Below are 19,969 nucleotides of genomic sequence, written 5' to 3'. Positions count from 1 at the left end.
TAAAATATATGTTATATTCATAATTAACATTTAAAAGATAAAGGGGTAATAAAAATGACAATAACCAATGAAAAAATAAATAAAAAGGAACGCAAATTTTACTCAAGTAATTTAAAAGCAGATTCAGTAGAATTGGTAACAAAAGAGCTAGAACTTTTAAACGAAGTTACGATAAACTCAAAACAAGACCTAGAGACTTTTATACATAAAGTAAGTGAGTTTGTGTTTATTATATACGAAACATATGCTTGGAAATATATTAAGATGACTTGTAATGCAGATAAACCTGAGAATGCAAAAGCGTTTAATGATTTTTTTGCCAATATAATGACAAAGTTACAAGCTTATAGCTTTAAGTTTAATAAAAAGATTTATGAAAGTGCATATAAAAGTGAGTTGCCTACTGAAGAATATGCTCACCTTATGAAAATAGTAGCAAATGAAATTGAACTATTTAGAGAAGAGAATATTCCTTTAAACGTTAAAGAAAATGAGTTAGCTAATAAATATGGAGAAATGTTTTCTAAGCTCACAGTAAACTTTGATGGAGAAGATAAAACTCTTATTCAAATGCGTCAATACCAAAAGAGTAATGATCGCAAGGTTAGAGAAAAAGCCTGGCGTTTGGTTGCAGAACGTATTATGAAAGAATCCGATGAGTTTAATGAATTATTTGATGAATTAAAAAAGTTACGTATTCAAATTACCAAAAACGTTGGTTTCGAAAACTACAGAGATTATATGCATCAAGAAAAGGGTCGCTTTGATTACACTCCACAAGATATTATAGAATTTCACAAATCAGTAGAACAAGTTGTAGTTCCTTTTTTAAAAGAGCTAAGTGAGGATCGTAAAGAAAAGCTTAAAGTTAACTCTTTAAGACCGTGGGATGTTAGTGTAGATTTAGATGGTAAAATTCTAAAACCCTTTAGCAGTGAAAATGAATTTGTAGATAAAGCAGTAAAAATACTTAGTAAAGTTAAACCTGAGTTTGGTAAAAACTTAAATATGATGAAGAACTCAGGATTTTTAGATTTAGAAAATAGAAAAGGTAAAGCCCCTGGTGGTTATAATTTTCCTTTAGCAGAATATGGTGCTGCCTTTATTTTTATGAATGCTATTGGTTTGCAAAGTGATGTATCAACACTGTTGCATGAATCTGGTCACGCAATGCACTCTTTTGCAACAGCTGATATGAAAATTGCTCAGTATGGTAATACTCCAAGTGAAATAGCAGAATTAGCTTCGATGTCGATGGAGTTGTTAACTCTAGATTATTTAGATGAATATTATGATAATAAAGAAGACTTAATTAAAGCTAAAAAAGAGCAACTAGAAGGTACTCTTAAATTTTTACCATGGTGCATGATTGTGGATGCCTTCCAACAGTGGATTTACACTGAACCAAATCATACAGCAGCAGAACGTACACAGTATTTTAAATCATTAATGGATAGGTTTAATGTTGGTATAGATTGGAGTGGTTTGTTATCCGAAAAGGGATCTCAATGGCTTCGTCAGTTACACATATTTGAAGTTCCCTTTTATTATATTGAGTATGGTATAAGTCAGCTTGGCGCAATAGCTGTGTATAAGAATTATAAAGAGAATGGTAAAGTAGCCATAAAGCAATACGAAGATTTTTTGAAACTAGGTTATTCAAAATCTGTAAAAGAGCTGTACAAGGCGGCAGGAATTAAGTTTGATTTTTCAGTAGATTACATTAAGGGAATTGTTGAATTTATAAAAGAAGAATTAGCTTTACTTAAATAAAATTAAAAGATTAAGGGGCTTACACATGTAAGCCCCTTAATACATTCACAAAGCTAAAAAGTACATATCCTTTATTTAACTCTATTAAAATTGGTTATGACTAACTAAATGACTATTTTTACTTGTTTTCTATTGTTATAGCAAGTAAAATAGTAGGTATTATTAAATGATGATAAAAATAAGAAGGTGAAGTTAATGGATATTTATTTTAGTAATACTTTAACTCGTAAAAAAGATAAATTTACTCCGCTAAAGGCTGGCAAGGTAGGTATTTATACATGTGGACCAACCGTATATGGTAGAGCTCATATTGGCAATTTAAGAGCCTATCTTTTTGCTGATTCTTTATGTAGAGTTTTACGATTTAATAACTATAAAGTAAAACAAGTAATGAACATCACTGATGTTGGACACTTGGTGTCGGATGCAGATGATGGTGAAGATAAAATGGCTGTAGCTGCTAGAGAACAGCAAAAATCACCTTTAGAGATTGCTAAAATATATACAGATTTGTTTGTTTCAGATTGTAATAAATTAAACATAACACCTCCTACTCTAAAAATTAAAGCAACAGACTGCATAAATGATATGATAAATTATGTAGAAGTTTTAGTAGATAAGGGCTATGCATATGAAATTACCGATGGGGTATATTTTGATATAAGTAAATTTGCTAACTATGGATGCCTTAGCGGATTAGACCTTAATAATCAGCAGGCGGGTGCTCGTATAGAAGTTAATCAAGAAAAAATAAGCCCTTGTGATTTTGCAGTATGGAAACAAGCCCCACCAGAGCATATTATGCAATGGCCGAGCCCGTGGGGAATGGGTTATCCGGGCTGGCATATAGAGTGTTCTACAATCTCAAATAAATATTTAGGTGAAAAATTTGATATTCATACAGGTGGTATAGATCATATTCCAATCCACCACGAGAATGAAATAGCGCAAAGTTATGGCTTTAGTGGTAAAATACCAGCAAATGTATGGATGCATTCGGAGTTTATTCAAATAGATAAAGGTAAAATGTCTAAGAGTTTAGGAAATACCTATAGCTTAGATGATTTAATTGAAAAGGGTTTTGAGCCGGCAGCATATCGGTATATGTGTTTTAATGCCCATTATAGTAAACAATTAAATTTTACTTGGGATGGAATTAAAGCTGCCCAAACAGCTATGAATAGACTACGTATGTCAATAAATAAATTGAGTGGTTTAAAAAATGTTATGAGTGATGAAATAGCGCAAAAATATTTAACAGAGTTTAATGAGGCTATTAATGATGACCTAAATATGCCTAAGGCTATGGCAATTTTATGGGATATAGCGCGAGGAAATGCTGGTGGTGAAAATGCTATTAGACTTATAAGCAAGTTCGAAACAGTATTGGCTTTGGATTTATTTAATTACGAAGAAGAAAAACAGTATCTTGATTTAAATGAGAATCAGCAAAAGCTTATTAAAGAAAGAGCTGCGGCTCGTAAAAGTAAAAACTGGGCTCGTGCTGATGAAATACGAGACTTGTTTACTGCGCAAGGAATTGAATTAGTAGACACTAAAGATGGTGTAAAAGCACTTAAGAAATAAGTGTAGTGTTTAAATAGTGGGGGATTACAATGATTAAAAAGTATAAAGCAAAACATATGTCGCAAATGTTAATTAAAACGTTACGAGATGCACCAGCTGATGCTGAATTAGCTAGTCATGCTCTCTTGGTAAGAGCTGGAATGATGAAGCAGTTAGCTTCAGGAATTTATAGTTACATGCCAATGTTATATAGAACTTTACGTAAGGTAGAGCAAATTTTGCGTGAGGAAATGGATAATATTAATGGTCAAGAATTAAATATGCCAGTAACTCATTCGGCTGATTTATGGAAAGAAAGCGGTAGGTATCAAGCCAATATATCTGAAATGCTTAAGTTTAAAGATAGAAATAACCGTGATATGGTGCTCGCAATGACCCATGAAGAGGTAGTTACTGATATTGTTCGTAGCATGGTTGATAGTTATAAACAATTGCCTTTTATGTTATATCACATTCAAACAAAATTTAGAGATGAGCCAAGGGCTCGTGGCGGATTAATTAGGGTACGTGAGTTTGTAATGAAGGATGCTTACAGCTTTCATACAAATAAAGCAGATTTAGACCAATATTATGAGCAAGTAGCACAAGCATACTTTAATATTTATAACAGGTCTGGTTTAGATGATGTTGTAAAGGTTGCTGGTGACTCGGGTATGATGGGCGGAAATGAGTCACATGAGTATATGTATGTTACAGAAAGTGGTGAAGACCGCTTAGTAATTTGTCGTAACTGTGGTTATGCTGCCAATATGGAAGTAGCTACCCAAGAAAAACAGCTAGTTAATGCTAATGATGAGTTAGCAGAAATGCAAGAAGTGCACACTCCTAAGGCTAAAGAAATAGCTCAAGTAGCAGAGTTTTTAGGTGTTAATGCTAACCAAACACTAAAAACTTTAATTTATAAAATTGAAGATGAAATTGTATTAATAGCATTAAGAGGCGATATGCATCTTAATGATAAAAAACTGGCCTTTGTATTAAAAACAGATAAGTTTAGACCAGCAAAATTAAATGAAGTGGAAGAGGCTGGTTTAATAGCAGGATTTGTTTCACCTGTTGGCATTAAAGGCTTTAAAGTAATTGCTGATGATGTATTGGTAAAAGAAATGAATTTAGTAGCAGGAGCAAACAAAGTAGATTATCACCTTAAAAATGTAAACCTAGGTAGAGACTTTACTGCAGACATTATTGCAGATATTGTAGAAGTTAAAGAAGGGGCTCGGTGTCCTGAGTGTGGCAAAATAGTAGAACACTCTAGGGGAGTTGAAGTTGGTAATATATTTAAACTTGGAACAAAGTACACTGAGGCATTTAATGCTACATTTGCTGAAGCAGATGGCAATAAATTACCAATAATAATGGGTTGTTATGGCATTGGTGTTGGCAGATTAGTTGCTAGTGTTGTTGAAGAGTTCCATGATGATAATGGTATAATGTGGCCAGTCAATATAGCTCCTTATCATGTGGTAGTAGTGCCAATTGGTAAAGAGGGTGACGAAGCGTTCACAATAGCTGAAAACTTAGCTAATGACTTAGCAGACGCTGGAATTGAGACCTTATTTGACGACAGAAAGTTGCGTAATGGTGTTAAGTTTAAAGACATAGACTTAATTGGCATACCACTACGTATTGTTATAGGTAAAAAAAGCCTAGCTAATAATGAAGTTGAGGTAAAGTGGCGTAAGAGTGAAGACAAAACCATGATAGCAGTCGATAAGATAAAAGATTGGGTTATAGATGAATTAAAGTTTGATGTAACATTGGCTTAGTAAATATTCAATGTACACATAATCTAAAAGTTTACTGGAGAGCTTTATGTTCTCCAGTATTTTAATAAAATGAAAATTTTGTGGAGAAAAGTTAAATGAAAATACTTAGAAAATGTAATAAATATGTAGGAGTGTTTTTTTTAATAGTAACGTTTGGATTACCCTTAATGTTAAATACAGATATGACTGATTTATTTCCAACACATTTTATATACTTTTATGTAATATTAGCTTTAGTTACTGGAGCAATGTTTATAGTAACTATTGTATTTGAGATAAAATCACTGCAAGGTTCAAAAATTAATCTATTAAAAGTTATAGCTAAAAATACGTCTATTTCTTTTGTGGCCTTTATTGTTATGGACTTAGTAGTGAGGGGTCATGTTCGGTTTATATATTCTATTATTTCGGCATTAATTACAGGTACCTGTATTGCAGTTTATATAAATGGGAAAGAATACTAACATTTAGCAATATAGGTAATATCATTTTTTAATTGAGGTAAATTGTAAAATGAAGTGCGACATAAAAAGAGAAATAAAAAGCTCATATATAGATAACTCAAATAATACTTAGGCATCTATAATATAAGTATTTTAAATTGCTGAATAATTCTTATAAAAGTGTTTTGTCACATATCAAAATCAAAATAGAACAAACTAGTAGAGTGTTAATAAACATAAAAAAACTGGAGAGCTTAAAGCTATCCAGTTTTTTTATAGAAAAATAATAAAATAATAAGGAAAAATTACTAATATATCTCTAATATGATATTTACATTTGTTTAATTATAAATTACCATATTTACAGAAAATGAGTACAGTAGGATAAATAGTCATCTATGTCATTTACTTATTAAAAAATAAAGGTACAGGTAGGCTTATGAAAAAAACATCATTAGTAGCTATATTTATTTTATTAGTTTTTTTACTTATTATTATATCGTTTGATTTTTGGCAAAAGTCAGAGATTGCAGTAATTTCATATCAACCAATAAGTGATAGTATTGCTGTAAATGATAAGCTTGTTTTGCAGTTTAACACTGACGTAAATCCCAATAATGTTCTTCAAAAAATACATATTGAACCTATTTTAGAGTATGATTGGAACTATGATAAAGAAAATGAAAGACTTATTTTAAAACCAAAAAAGGGCCTAGAATATAATACCACTTATACAGTAACTTTAAATAAAGGAATAAAAAATGGTATTAAAAAGGCTAGCTCTCAAAATACAACATGGAGTTTTACTACTAAAAAACGTATGCCTATAAAAATAACACTTTTGGGGGATATTTTGTTATATCAACTCGAAGCAGAATTAGCCAAGGGTAATCCTGAGTATGCTTATAGTAAGTTAAATAAAGAAATTATAAATCCTAATAATTATATTATTGGTAATTTAGAAAACCCAATCTCCGCTAGAGGTACTGAAATGAAACAAAAAAACTATAGGTTTCGTGCTAAGCCTGATACGGTGAAGATTTTAACTACAGGTAATATTAAGGCTGTATCTTTAGCAAATAATCATGCCTTAGACTATGGACCACAAGCTTTACTAGATACGGTTAATATTTGTGAAAATGCAGGTATTACTTGTTTTGGACATAAACATAATCAAATTAATAACGACAGTAAACATGTTATAGTAGAATATAAAAACTATAAAATAGGTTTACTATCATATGTAGATATAAACACAATACCAACAGTATATAAGGATTTGTGGCAAGGTAAGAATAATAACATAGCAGTTAATTATATAAGTGATAACATTATTGATGATGTAAAGGCTGTAAAAAAAGAGTGTGATATTTTGATAGTTGCCTTACATTGGGGCATAGAGAGGAGTAAACAAGCAAGCAACAAACAAGTAGAATTAGCCCATAAATTAATTGAAAATGGAGTAGACATTATTACAGGGCACCATCCTCATTCAATTCAAGGAATAGAGAAATATAAAAATGGTATTATTTGTTACAGCTTAGGTAATTTTATATTTCCGCCATACAATCGTAGAAGAACTTTTGTTCCAGTTATTGAAATATCTAAAGATGGAATTTTAAACACCACAATCTATCCGTTAAAGCCCATAAATGGAGTGCCATGTTCAATGAACGAGCAACAAACAAGTATGTTTTATAATGAAATAAAGAAACTAAGTTCCACATTTAATACGGAATTTATTCTTAAAAAAGAGATTATTACTATTAAATAAATTTTTAAATGCTGACAAAGGCTACTTCTAATGTCAGTATTTTTTTATCTAATAAATCAATAAACATCTTTATTTTATGCTTTTTTTAATGCTTTCACTATTCCAAAGAAGTATTACCTTATGTTTTCTTATTTAGATAGTAGTTAAAATACTTCGATATATGAAATATTTTATTATAAAAATTATAGTTTAGCTGAAAATTAAGCAGGAGATTAAGCATAAATGGTTAAATATACTGTATACAAGGAGGTTGTTTAATATGAAAAATCAAGGTAAGAATTTTGTAGAGAATACCAAATACCGATATTTAGACGAGTCTGATCAAAACAAAGGTTTACCTCAGCCACCATTAGTATTACCTATGGATGATGAATCACATTTAGTGTTTGAGTTGCCATCACCCCAAGAACTTAAAATAGCCAAAGTAGATTTAACTGAAGCTATAAATAATAGAGTTAGTGTAAGATTATACAAACAAGAAGCACTTAGCTTAGAGGAATTATCTTACTTATTATGGGTTACTCAAGGCATTAAAGAAGTTACTAAAAGACCAGCTACTTTAAGAACAGTGCCTTCAGCAGGGTGTAGACACCCCTTCGAAACCTATTTATTAATTAACAATGTAACTAGTTTACAACAGGGTTTATATAGGTATTTACCATTAAATCATACTTTAGAACTTGTAAATAGCGATGTTGATATGGCAGATAAAATAACAGCAGCCTGTGTTGGTCAAGCTATGGTTAAAAATTCTGCCGTAACATTTATATGGACAGCTGTACAATACCGTACGTATTGGCGTTATGGAGAGCGTGGATATCGTTATTTTTATTTAGATGCAGGACATGTATGCCAAAACCTCTATTTAGCTTGTGAAGCTATAAATAGTGGATGTTGTGCTATTGCTGCTTACAAAGATGATGAACTAGATTCACTACTAGGATTAGATGGAGAGCAGCAGTTTGCTGTTTATGTAGCGACTGTTGGAAAAAAGAAGGTGTAAAGTATGATTAATGAGCATACTAAGCAGGCACTAAATGCCTTAAAAAACAGATACAGCTGTAGACAGTTTAGTAATAAAGTTATAGAAGATAATGTTTTAAATGAAATATTAGACGTAGGTGTAAGAGCCGCTAGCGGTGGTAATTTACAGCCTGTTAGTGTGATAATGGTTCGAGATAAAGAGCGAAAACACAAAATAAGAGAGTTGTGTGGACAGGGTTTTATAGAAGATGCTGATACCTTGTTAGTATATATTCTTGATTACCATAGACTTCATTCATGGGCAGAATTGCAAAATGCTCCGTTTGGGAAACAAAATTCCTTTGTAGATTTTATTATCACTATGGAAGATGTAATGTGTGTTGCTCAAAGTGTAGAATGTGCTGCAACCTTATTAGGTGTAGATAGTATTTATATTGGAACAGTTAACTATAACTACGAGGCCTTAAAAGAGCTACTTAACTTACCAGCCCTTACAATTCCGGTAGTAATGAGTTGTTTGGGTTATGCAAAAGAGGGAAAAAAGGGTCATTTACAAGGTCATTTACGTAAAAAATTAAGTAAAGAGGTTATAATACACAATGAAAGCTATCACTCAATGAGTGAAGAAGAAATTCAAGAGGAAATGGTTAATAAAAAATACCAAAATTGGTTACAGAAAATGACGGGAGAGGTTTTAGAAAAATATAAAGCTGAGTTATATGAAATAAGCAAAGAAGTACATGATGAAGAGTATGCAGATACCGTTGTTAACAGAATTGAACAACAACAGGGTATAAATAGAGCTCAGTATAGATTAGGACATCACTACAACCCTATAAAGCTCAGAGCCCATAATAAGCGTGTTTTTGAATACTATAAAAAGCAAGGATTTAATTTTTGGACGGAATGATTAAATGAAAACTGATGTTGTTGTAATAGGAGCTGGTCCCTCTGGTATGATGGCTGCAATTACTGCTGCAGAACAGGGTAAGAGGGTAGTATTATTAGAAAAAAACAGTAGAGCAGGAAAAAAGCTATTATTAACTGGCAATGGTAGATGTAATGTTTGTAATGCAGTAGAGAATAGTGAAGTTATTAAAGCGTTTTATAAAAAAGGAAAATTTTTATACAAAGCATTACATCACTTTTCTAGCACAAATCTTATGAACTGGTTGCAAAAAAATGGTTTAAGTTTAATACAAGAGGCTAACAATAGGGTTTTCCCAAAGTCTCAACACTCTATTGATGTTTTAAATGTTTTTTTAGACAATCTTAATAAAAACAAAGTAGCTATAATATATAGCTGTGAAGTGAAAAACATTATCACTAATAGTAATAAAGTAATAGGTGTATTAACAAATAAAGAAACAATTAACTGCTCTGCAGTTATTGTAGCTACTGGTGGTAAATCTTATGTAAATACAGGCAGTGATGGAGCAGGCTATAAGTTTGCAGAGCAAACAGGTCATAAAATTATTAATATTAAGCCTGGACTTACAGGACTAAACTCGCTAAGTTCAAATATCCATGTACTAAAGGGTTTAAGCCTCAGTAATGTTTTAGTAAAAGTTTATGTTAAAAACAAGTTAGTTGCTAGTGAGCAAGGAGATTTCATCTTTACCCATTATGGGGTAAGTGGTCCTGCAATTATTAATTTAAGTAGGTTTGTGGCAATAAATGAAAAAAAAGAAGTTCACTTGTTGATTGACCTATTGCCTACTACAACAAATGAAGACTTATGTGCTAAATTAAATAAAATGCTTAGTAATAATAATAAAAAACTGTTAAAAAATATTTTAACTAGTCTAGTATCTGAAAGATTTATGTACTATTTACTTAGCAGTTGTGAAATTGATGGTAATAAACAGGCCAGTCATGTTAAGAAAAAAGAAATAAATCAAATAATTCACAAATTAAAACAGTTTAAAATAGCCATAAAGTCATGTAGAGGTTTTGATGAAGCGATGATAACTGTTGGGGGTGTGCACTTAAAGCAAATTAATCCTAGTACAATGCAGTCTAACCTATGTAAAGGTTTATATTTTGTAGGTGAAGTGTTAGACTTAGATGGTAAAACAGGTGGTTTTAATTTACAAGCTGCATTTGCAACAGGATATGTTGCAGGTTTAAACGCTTAAAGAAGGGGAGATAAAAATGAAAAATAAGATTGAGGCAATTGTTAAAAGAATTGAAAACAGGGTAGTTGAATGGCGCAGAGATATTCATAAACATGCAGAATCTGCATGGACCGAGTTTAGAACAACAACAATTATAGCAAAACATTTAACAGATTTAGGTTATGAAGTTCATTTAGGTAAAGAAATACTTAAGGCAGAAGATAGAATGGGTCTACCTTCTGAAAAAGAACTTGAAATGCATTACGAAAGAGCAAAACAACAGGGTGCAATCGAGCAGTTTTTACCTCAAACAAAGGGTGGTTTTACTGGTGTTGTAGGAATTTTACGTTGTGGTGAAGGCCCTACCGTAGGTATGCGTTTTGATATTGACGCTGTAGACATGAAAGAAACAGATGCAGAAAACCATCGGCCAGTTATTGAGGGTTTTGCTTCAGTAAATGATAAAGCTATGCACTCTTGTGGTCACGACGGACATGCTTCAATTGGTATGGGTGTTGCGGTAGTCTTAGCTGAGTTAAAAGACTCTTTAAAAGGTACAGTAAAACTAGTGTTTCAACCAGCAGAAGAGGGTGTTAGAGGTGCTAAAGCTATGGTGAATGCTGGAGTAGTTGATGATGTTGATTACATGTTAGCTAGCCATTTAGGAAGCGGTACACCTACTGGTAATTTAGCCTGTGGTAGAGGAAACTTTTTAGCCACAGATAAATTCGATGTATTCTTTAAGGGTGCACCTGCTCATGCTGGTGGAGCTCCCCAAAAAGGTGATAATGCTTTATTAGCAGCAGCTACAGCTGTAGTTAACCTTTATGCAATTCCACGTAATAGCGGTGGAGCTACTCGCATTAATATTGGTAGATTTAACGCTGGTTCTGGTAGAAATGTTATAGCCCCATCGGCTCACTTGGCAGTTGAAACCCGTGGCCAAACAACCGAGTTAAGTCAATATATGTATAACTATGCTATAAGAGTTTTAGAGAACGCTGCAGCTATGCATGGCTGTACTATAGAAGTTAAAGCCATGGGTGGTGCACAAAGTGGACAAAGTGATGAAAAATTAGCAAATAGAGTAATGAAAGTTGCTCAAAGAACTGATTTATTTTCTAATATTTCAGCCTTACCAGGAAAAGGTGGCGGAAGCGAAGACTTTACCTATATGATGTCACGTGTACAACAAAATGGTGGCATGGCAACATTTATGGGTATAGGTGCTGATTTAGGTGGCTGGGCACACCATACAGCAGATTTTGATTTTGATGAGTCAGCTTTACCAAAAGCAATAAGTATTTTTTCATTAATGGCATTTGATATATTGAAATAAGGTTGGACTCGCTTTTATTTTTATTTTGAGGTAATGATTTTATTACGCTTCAGTCCATAAAACATATTGCATCGTGTTGTGGGTTTTGACAAGTCAAAACGGGGTGGACTAGCCCCTTTAGGGCTTCGTGGCGATGGTGTTCTTTGAACACGGTTTGGGTTTGCTTAGCAAACGGAATTTTACGTTTCGTTTCACTTACGTGATATGCGATGCGGTTTTTAGCGAGCATATTACCGTGAGCAAAGCGAACCACCCCATATCCCAAAGGGATATCCACTCCGTGAAACGCAAAGCGTGAGCCCACCCCCGTATTTTGCTGTAATCAAAATACCCAAACCGCAATGCGAAACAAGTCTATAAATAATAAAAATACGACTCGTAAGAGTCGTATTTTTATTATTTATTAGCTTCAAAAACGATATTTAACATCATTTCCATACCTGTTTTTAAGGCTTCTTCTTTTACAAAGAATTTAGGATTATGACCTGGGTATGGCTCACCATCTGGCTTAGCTCCAATATTATAAAAAGCGCCAGGTACTTCCATAGCAAAGAAAGAGAAATCTTCTCCGCCCATAGACGGTGTACTATTAATAATAGTGTTTTCTTCACCAACAACATTTAAAGCAACTGCTTTAACAATATCAGCAGCATTATCGTCATTAGGTGTAGAAGAGTAGCCATATTGATAATCTACGGTTGCAGTTGCACCCATAGCATCACAAATACCTTTAGTCACTGATTTAATACGATCTTCTAATAACTCGCGTACTTCAGGGGTAAGGCTACGACAAGTTATTTGCAATTTAGCAGTTTCTGAAATAATATTGTTAACAGTTCCAGAATGAATACTACCAACTGAAATAACACCATTTTCTAGTGGAGCAACGTTTCTACTTACAATAGTTTGCAGAGCAACTACAACGTGTGAGGCCACTACTACTGCATCTACTGTACCTTGTGGATAAGCGCCGTGTCCACCCTTACCTTTAATGGTAATATTGCATCTATCAGAATTAGCTGAGCTATATTTATAGTTAACTTTTACTTTTCCAACTTCATCACGGGTTGTTACATGTAAACCAAACACCATATCTACATCTGGATTTTTTAGAGCACCAGCTTCAATCATAGGTTTAGCTCCACCTGGAGGGCATTCCTCGGCAGGCTGAAAAAGAAACTTAACAGTACCAGGAACGTCTTCTTTATGTTGACCTAAGATACTGGCAACACCCATTAAAATTGCAGTATGCATATCGTGTCCACAAGCATGCATAACTCCATCAACCTGGGATTTGCCTTCCCATTCAACCTCTTCGTTAAGGGGTAGGGCGTCCATGTCTGCTCGTAAAGCAATTGTTTTACCTGGTTTTCCGCCTCGTAATATACCTATTACTGCTGTTGAATTAGCCTGCTTTTCTACTTCTATACCAGCATCAACTAAAACCTTTTCAGCTAATGCAGAGGTTTTAAACTCTTTAAAAGCTATCTCAGGATTCATGTGAATTTGACGACGTAATTCTTTTACCTTTGGATATAATTCATTTACATCATTTTTAATGTTAAACATATAATCACACTCCTTATTTGTAATACATTTATTTATTCTAAGTAACATTAAAATATCCTTCAATTATCGAAATAAAATTTAATTTATTTATACATAATATTTTATACAATGTATATGCAAATTTCATAAAAAACGAATTATAAATATGCTATATAATAATAATGTTCGTGATTTACTAATTATATTTAATTAAAAAGCCAAAAAAATGTAAAATCTAAAAATAATATTTGCATTGAAACGAATGATGTAGTAGTATTGTTTTGTAATTAAGTTCTTTCATTTAAATGGGAGGTGCTGCTCATGCCAGCAGTTGTAGTACTTGGAACACAATGGGGAGACGAAGGAAAAGGGAAGATAACGGATTTTTTAGCAAAAAATTCAGATATCATTGCGAGATACCAAGGAGGAAATAATGCAGGACATACTATTGTTATTGGCAATAAAAGACATGCATTAAGACTTATTCCTTCTGGCATATTTAATAGTAATAAAATATGTGTGATGGGTAACGGAATGGTGATAGACCCCCGTGTATTAAAAGAAGAAATAGAGTATCTTCATAATGAAGGATATTCAACAGATAACTTAAAAATTAGCAATAGAGCTCATGTAATATTGCCCTATCATAATGTGCTAGATGAGTTGCAAGAAAAAGCAAGAGGTAGCAGAGCAATAGGAACAACTAAAAAGGGTATTGGACCTGCTTATACCGATAAAGCAATACGTTCAGGTATAAGAGTATGTGACTTAATTGAGCCAGATACATTTGCCCAAAAATTAGAGCAACAAGTAATAGAAAAAAATCTGTGGATTACTAAAGTTTACAATGGAACCCCTGTAGATTATAATGAAATACTTACAGAATACCTAGAATTAGCAGAATTAATGAGACCGTTTGTTGTAGATACATCGGCTCTTTTAAACGATAGCTTATGTGAAAATCAAAATATTTTATTTGAGGGTGCACAAGGAACAATGCTCGACTATGATCATGGCACTTATCCTTTTGTTACATCATCTAATCCAATTGGTTTTTGTGTTGGATCAGGTGTTGGTCCTACCCATATAAAAGAGGTAATTGGTGTAGTTAAAGCCTATACATCTCGAGTAGGTGAGGGAGTATTTCCTACTGAGCTAAATGATAACACTGGAGACAGAATAAGAGAAATAGGTAGAGAATATGGTACAGTAACAGGTAGACCACGCAGAGTGGGTTGGTTTGATGCTGTTGTAGTAAAACATTCATGCAGGGTTGCAGGTGTAACTGGATTAACTGTTAACTCACTCGATGTTCTATCTGGTTTACCAGAAGTTAAAGTTTGTATTGGTTACAAATATAATGGTGAGATTATTAATGAGTACCCTGCAAGTGAAAAAATATTATTAGCAAGTGAGCCAGTATTTGAAACCTTAGCAGGTTGGGATGAAGACATTACAGGCGTAAAGAGATACAATGATTTGCCAGATAATGTTAAGAAATACTTAAGCTTTATTGAGAAAAAAGTAGGCACAGAAATAAAAATGTTTTCAGTAGGTCCAGAGAGACAACAAACTGTTATTCTTAAAAAAGTATGGTAATGTTAAGACTCTAAAAGTTAACATTTCACGCTATTAAAAAACCTATACTCTAACAAGAGTGTAGGTTTTTTGGCTTTTAATAGCTAGCTGTCTGTAATGTACCTAATTCTTTAACGTAAAAGTGAAAGAAAGGGAAATTATTTTATGATACCTGAAATTATGTAAATTAATTATTATTCATATTAATAGGGATAAAGTGGATCTCCATCACCGCCGCCACCACTTAATGCATAACATGGTGTGTAACCTTCACAGCAAGGAGTAACAACGTTGTTAGGAAGAACTAAAAATTTCATAATATACCTCCAGTAAATTTTACATACTAATAGTGATAATTATAACATTAATGTAGTAAATTGCAATAAAAAATTCAATAAATATATTTATAACTAAAAAAAGGTATAAAATATAAATTAATAGAAACTATAATAGCAAAAACTAGTGGTGTCAATCTTAAAATAAGTTATTTACATTAAAACTAAACATAATTTTTGATTAGCTCTCATAAAAATATAATGGTGATAATATGAAATTAAGATTTTTAAAAGATTTATCTAAAACAACAAAGGTCGCTTTTTGGTTTTCAAGTATTATATTTGTAGTAGTTATTCTTAATTTGCTTTACGCATATTTGCTACATGTACCAAAGTTAGCTGGCGTAGTACCAGCCTCCTCAGCCAAATTTATTGAAACCTTAAATAGTGAAGGAGAAAGTGTTGAATTACTTATTGCAACTGTAAATACACATATAGAAGATATAGATAGATACATAAGTAATTTAAAAGCCAGTGGAAATATTTTTCACAGTACTACCTTAGGTGTGTTTATTGTAGATAAGAAAATGGCAGATTATATCTTTTCACACCAGCAGTTCAGTGATAAAACTATTGCTGTAAATGCTAATGAAGATATTGCAACTTTAAGAGTCGGTAATATTATTAAACACGATATTACAACAGCTAATAATATGTTTAAAGATGCCTTAGTATCACGTAACCCAATACGATGGCGAAGAATGATTCAAGCTAAACTTTTATTACAAGAAGTGAAGGGTATCTTGAGCAATAATGTAGGGGAGCAGGTTTACGGAAGAAGTTTAACTTATAAAATATTAAAAGAAACACAAATAAAATGAGTGAGGTAGCTATTGCTAACCTCACTCATTTTAGTTACATTGTTTGTTAATTGTGTTCGTTATAATATCTCTATGTAAACTGATTACTGTGGATGTTCTTCTGAACCACGTCTAGGACAGCCACCACCTAAATTTGTGCACAGTTGGGTACAGGGGGGATCATAAATATTACAAGACATTGTTACAATACTGTTTGGATTAACTAAAAAAATCATAATGTACCTCCCATAAATAATTGAGAATATTGATTATAAATATAATCATATCCCTAAATACATATTACCATAACTATATGGAAAATTGTAGAAAAATATAATAATATAAAAGTTTAAATTAATAAAATGGATAATTATTATAAATAAATTAATAAATACCAATTATATATTAAAGATATTACTTCATATTAGTTATTACAAAACACAGCAATAAGGTATTTAAAAGGGGGGTGTATTTATATAAGAAAACATAAGAATTTTAATTATAAATAGGCTGTTATATTAGCATTTTTTGATTCTGCTAATGTGACAGCCTTAATAATATTAACATTATTTACTTGTAAAAAAATTCTTGTTACTTTGCAGAAGCAACTTCCATATATGCAGTTGCTGTATCAGTAAGTGATTGCAAAATCCCAGTCTCCCACTTTTGCTCTAAACCATCAACAGTAGGTTCCTGTTTGCCACTTATTCCATCAACAGCTCCAGCTTCAGCAATTGCATTAAGCAGTAAAACTAACTCACTTTTAGTGGGTAACAAAATTGTATTGGCAAATGACGATAATAAAGCAACTATAGCATAAGCAGCCCAGTTGCTAACACCAGCACATATGCATAAATTTGCTGAGGTAGTAGAGCCAATAAGGTTGCCTGCCTTTACGTAACGAGAAATTGCTCGTGCCATACTTCCCATGCCCATTTCGTTACCACCATCACCAATTCCAATAGTTACAATTCCTTCACTTGTCGCATTTTTAAAAGCTGGATCTAAAATTGCATGATATTCGCTAATAGATAAACCTCTGTGATTATAATAGTTTCCATTAACAGACTGGCCAGGTCTTTCAATTGAAATAAAGTGAGTAGTTTCTTTATTTACTAAGCAGCTTAAACTAGGCGTTGTCTGTGGTTCTAAACACTTTAGGGTAATATTAAAATTTAAGCTTTTAGCGCCTTGTATCATGATATCTTTAGAGTGATTATCTACTACTACAGTTACCTTTTTTCCTATGTTCTCTAGAGCTTTTGCTAAGATAATTGCTCCAGGAGGTCCATCTGTTTCTATAGTATTTGATCCTAGTATATAAAACCCAGTTGTTAATAAAATATGTTTAGCATTATATAAGGACTTTACTGTATTATATAAATCTCCTTTATGAGCCCAGTTACGGAGTTTTCTATTACCTGGATCTTGAAAAATAATATTTTCAAGCTTTTGGGCTAGTTCTTTCATGTTATTCTCCTTTATTTTAACTCTGATTCCTTAACATCGCTAACAAACATATACCCTGGTGCATGAGTAATCATGATTGGCGGTTTACTAGTTATTGCAGCCAATTGGGGAGTTACTCCACATGCCCAAAACACAGGCATTTCACCAGCTTTTATAGTTACAGTAGAGCCAAAATCGGGTTTGTTTATATCCTTAATGCCAATTATGCTAGGGTCACCTAAGTGAATAGGGCTACCATGTACATGAGGAAACTGGCTTGTTATTTCAACTGCTTTAATAACATCAAGCGCCTTAAATGGACGCATACTAACTACTGTAGGGCTGGGTTTAAATTTTCCAGCAGGTTTACATAACTTGTTAGTTATATACATAGGTACATTTACGTTTTCAGTAATATTTCTTATTTCTAATGAGGCATTAATTAAAGCTTGTTCAAAAGAAAAACTACAGCCAATTAGAAAGAAAACAAAATTATCTTGCCAAATATTATCAATGTCATAAACTTCGTTAGTTAACTGACCGTGTTTATAGATACGGTATTTAGGTATATCTTTTCTTATGTCAGCATTCTTGGCTAATTTAGTTGTAAAGGGTGAGCCAGCATCGCCAACCTCAAGCACAGGGCAGGGTTTTGGATTTCTTTGAGCAAACAAAAGAAAATCCCAAGCCCAATCTTTTTCTAAAATAACTAAGTTTGCTTGTACATATCCTGGAGCTTGTCCAGAAGTAGACAGTTTAAAACAACCATTGCGTACAGATTCTCGTAATTGTTTACCTGTTTTGAACATAGTATTCATTCCCCTTTAAAAATTACGCTTTAATTTTATACTGGTATAAGCTGCGTAGCAAGTGTTTATTATAAAATTTATTATTTATATAAGGTTTATGTTAGCAAAGTAAATAAAAAATGAATAAATGTGCAAACTAAAAAAAACTTTGTCAGGAGAAGTAAAGTGCTAATATCAGGAATTAGAGCAGTTATATTATACATTGCAATGATAAGCGTTATGCGTTTAATGGGTAAATCTGTAATTGGCCAACTAGAGCCTTTTGAGTTTGTTTTAGTTATCCTAATAGCTGACCTTATTTCTGTACCTATGGGCGACATATCAGTACCTTTGTATTCAGGTATTTTGCCTTTATTTACTTTAATGTTTGTTCAAATATTATTTTCATTTTTTGCTATGAAATTTCAAAGATTTAGAGCCATGATATCAGGAGAACCAAGTGTGATAATCAATAACGGAAGGTTCGAGGAAGATGAGATTAGAAGAAATAGAGTTAGCATAGATGATATTATTGAGCAAATAAGAATGCAAGGACACGCCAATTTATCAGAAATTGCCTATGCTATTATGGAGGTCTCTGGTAACATAAGTGTTATTTTACGAAACCCAGCACCTACTAATAAGCCCCAAAAGGTATTGCCTGCAGTATTAATTAATGATGGCTATTTAATAAGGAAAAAATTAGCTAGACTGAAAATTGAAGAGAAGGAAATAGATGAGGCGTTAAAGGCCGAAAATATAAATAGTTATAAAGATTGTTTAATTATGTATAGAGAGACTGACGGTACATACTTTATTCAGGCTACAGCAAATTAAATACGTTAGGATGATATTTAGTGAAATCTCTGTATATTGGTTTAGTGTTAATAATAATAGTCTACGGCTTAGGTATTTATATGTCTCATATTTTAAATACTTACTTAAATGAAGCATATGACATAGTAATTGAAATTGAAAACGCAACAGACGCTGAAGATTGGACTACTGTAAAACAGAAAATTGCTGAGTTAACTGCTATGTGGCCAGACAAACATACAAGATTAGCATACTTTATAGACCATGATGAGCTAGATAAAATTGAAATTGCCATAGCTAAAATTGATGGGGAAAATATTTTAAACGATAAATACTTGCTATTTCCTGAGCTTGTTAGTTTAAGGAAAATACTTGAACAGGTAAGGGGTAAATATGAATTTAGATTGAGCAATATTGTATAAATAATGTTACTAGAGATAAATCACCAGCGTGAACACAATCAAAATTGAACTGGTAGGGAATCACCTCAGTGTGATTCCGTATAAGTTATAAGAAAAATATCTTCAATTTCATTAAAGTATAAGGCAATAATAAACAATTGAACAACACAGAGGTTGTTCACTACGGTGTATACAATTAAAAATTGAACTGGTAGGGAATCACCTCAGTGTGATTCCGTATAAGTTATAAGAAAAATATCTTCAATTTCATTAAAGTATAAGGCAATAATAAACAATTGAACAACACAGAGGTTGTTCACTACGGTGAATCCAATTAAAAATTGAACTTGTAGGGAATCACCTCAGTGTGATTCCGTTGTAAGTTATAAGAAAATTATTTTCAATTTCATTAAAGTATAAGGCAATAATAAACAATTGAACAACACAGAGGTTGTTCACTACGGTGTA

General features: G+C 32.5%; 17 protein-coding genes. 13 read left to right on the top strand and 4 right to left on the bottom strand.

What is annotated here, in order from left to right; translation table 11 throughout:
- Window positions 1-54 precede the first annotated feature (54 nt).
- The 9 genes from IMX26_RS03765 (at window position 55) to IMX26_RS03725 (ending at window position 11,786) form a co-directional block, all read left to right on the top strand.
- Window positions 55-1,773 carry a M3 family oligoendopeptidase gene (locus IMX26_RS03765; protein WP_195160361.1) on the top strand — a complete coding sequence of 573 codons (1,719 nt, stop codon included), beginning with the start codon at window positions 55-57 and terminating at the stop codon, window positions 1,771-1,773.
- Between the two features lie 195 nt (window positions 1,774-1,968).
- Window positions 1,969-3,360: a cysteine--tRNA ligase gene (gene cysS, locus IMX26_RS03760; protein WP_195160360.1), complete on the top strand. Its 1,392-nt coding sequence runs from the start codon at window positions 1,969-1,971 to the stop codon at window positions 3,358-3,360.
- A gap of 29 nt (window positions 3,361-3,389) precedes the next feature.
- The gene (locus IMX26_RS03755) at window positions 3,390-5,129 is read left to right on the top strand and encodes a proline--tRNA ligase (protein ID WP_195160359.1); all 1,740 of its coding nucleotides are present in this window, start codon (window positions 3,390-3,392) and stop codon (window positions 5,127-5,129) included.
- A 95-nt stretch (window positions 5,130-5,224) separates the two neighbouring features.
- Window positions 5,225-5,593 carry a hypothetical protein gene (locus tag IMX26_RS03750; RefSeq protein ID WP_195160358.1) on the top strand — a complete coding sequence of 123 codons (369 nt, stop codon included), beginning with the start codon at window positions 5,225-5,227 and terminating at the stop codon, window positions 5,591-5,593.
- A gap of 418 nt (window positions 5,594-6,011) precedes the next feature.
- Complete coding sequence (locus IMX26_RS03745) at window positions 6,012-7,346, top strand: CapA family protein (protein ID WP_195160357.1); 1,335 nt, start codon at window positions 6,012-6,014, stop codon at window positions 7,344-7,346.
- Between the two features lie 259 nt (window positions 7,347-7,605).
- Complete coding sequence (locus IMX26_RS03740; RefSeq protein WP_195160356.1) at window positions 7,606-8,349, top strand: SagB/ThcOx family dehydrogenase; 744 nt, start codon at window positions 7,606-7,608, stop codon at window positions 8,347-8,349.
- A gap of 3 nt (window positions 8,350-8,352) precedes the next feature.
- Window positions 8,353-9,240 (top strand): nitroreductase family protein, encoded by an 888-nt coding sequence (locus IMX26_RS03735; protein WP_195160355.1) that lies wholly within the window; start codon window positions 8,353-8,355, stop codon window positions 9,238-9,240.
- 4 nt (window positions 9,241-9,244) lie between these two features.
- Window positions 9,245-10,468, top strand: a complete 1,224-nt coding sequence (locus IMX26_RS03730; protein ID WP_195160354.1) for an NAD(P)/FAD-dependent oxidoreductase — start codon at window positions 9,245-9,247, stop codon at window positions 10,466-10,468.
- A gap of 16 nt (window positions 10,469-10,484) precedes the next feature.
- The gene (locus tag IMX26_RS03725; protein WP_195160353.1) at window positions 10,485-11,786 is read left to right on the top strand and encodes an amidohydrolase; all 1,302 of its coding nucleotides are present in this window, start codon (window positions 10,485-10,487) and stop codon (window positions 11,784-11,786) included.
- 396 nt (window positions 11,787-12,182) lie between these two features.
- Here IMX26_RS03725 and IMX26_RS03720 read toward each other — a convergent pair whose 3' ends face one another.
- Window positions 12,183-13,355 carry an amidohydrolase gene (locus tag IMX26_RS03720; protein ID WP_195160352.1) on the bottom strand — a complete coding sequence of 391 codons (1,173 nt, stop codon included), beginning with the start codon at window positions 13,353-13,355 and terminating at the stop codon, window positions 12,183-12,185.
- A 300-nt stretch (window positions 13,356-13,655) separates the two neighbouring features.
- Between IMX26_RS03720 and IMX26_RS03715 the strand changes: the two genes are divergently transcribed.
- Window positions 13,656-14,933 (top strand): adenylosuccinate synthase, encoded by a 1,278-nt coding sequence (locus tag IMX26_RS03715; protein WP_195160351.1) that lies wholly within the window; start codon window positions 13,656-13,658, stop codon window positions 14,931-14,933.
- 526 nt (window positions 14,934-15,459) lie between these two features.
- A complete protein-coding gene (locus tag IMX26_RS03710; protein ID WP_195160350.1) occupies window positions 15,460-16,068 on the top strand; it encodes a hypothetical protein in 609 nt (202 codons plus the stop codon).
- A gap of 83 nt (window positions 16,069-16,151) precedes the next feature.
- Here the strand turns inward: IMX26_RS03710 and IMX26_RS18070 are convergent, their stop codons facing one another.
- The 3 genes from IMX26_RS18070 to IMX26_RS03700 form a co-directional block, all read right to left on the bottom strand.
- Entirely contained in the window at window positions 16,152-16,283 is a 132-nt protein-coding gene (locus tag IMX26_RS18070; protein WP_279324884.1) for a hypothetical protein, read from the bottom strand.
- 355 nt (window positions 16,284-16,638) lie between these two features.
- Entirely contained in the window at window positions 16,639-17,517 is an 879-nt protein-coding gene (locus tag IMX26_RS03705) for a DUF4392 domain-containing protein (protein ID WP_195160349.1), read from the bottom strand.
- A gap of 11 nt (window positions 17,518-17,528) precedes the next feature.
- Window positions 17,529-18,305, bottom strand: a complete 777-nt coding sequence (locus tag IMX26_RS03700) for a putative hydro-lyase (protein ID WP_243259308.1) — start codon at window positions 18,303-18,305, stop codon at window positions 17,529-17,531.
- A 165-nt stretch (window positions 18,306-18,470) separates the two neighbouring features.
- On the opposite strand from IMX26_RS03700, the gene IMX26_RS03695 reads away from it, so the two are divergent.
- Both IMX26_RS03695 and IMX26_RS03690 read left to right on the top strand, forming a co-directional pair.
- Window positions 18,471-19,121: a YetF domain-containing protein gene (locus IMX26_RS03695; RefSeq protein WP_195160347.1), complete on the top strand. Its 651-nt coding sequence runs from the start codon at window positions 18,471-18,473 to the stop codon at window positions 19,119-19,121.
- A gap of 20 nt (window positions 19,122-19,141) precedes the next feature.
- The gene (locus IMX26_RS03690) at window positions 19,142-19,522 is read left to right on the top strand and encodes a DUF4363 family protein (protein ID WP_195160346.1); all 381 of its coding nucleotides are present in this window, start codon (window positions 19,142-19,144) and stop codon (window positions 19,520-19,522) included.
- Window positions 19,523-19,969: the final 447 nt, after the last annotated feature.

This window comes from Clostridium sp. 'deep sea' (assembly GCF_014931565.1).
In the GTDB taxonomy this organism is placed as follows: Bacteria; Bacillota; UBA994; order PWPR01; family PWPR01.
Note: the sequence above shows the minus strand (reverse complement) of the source record. Positions and strands in the feature narration are given on the sequence as shown.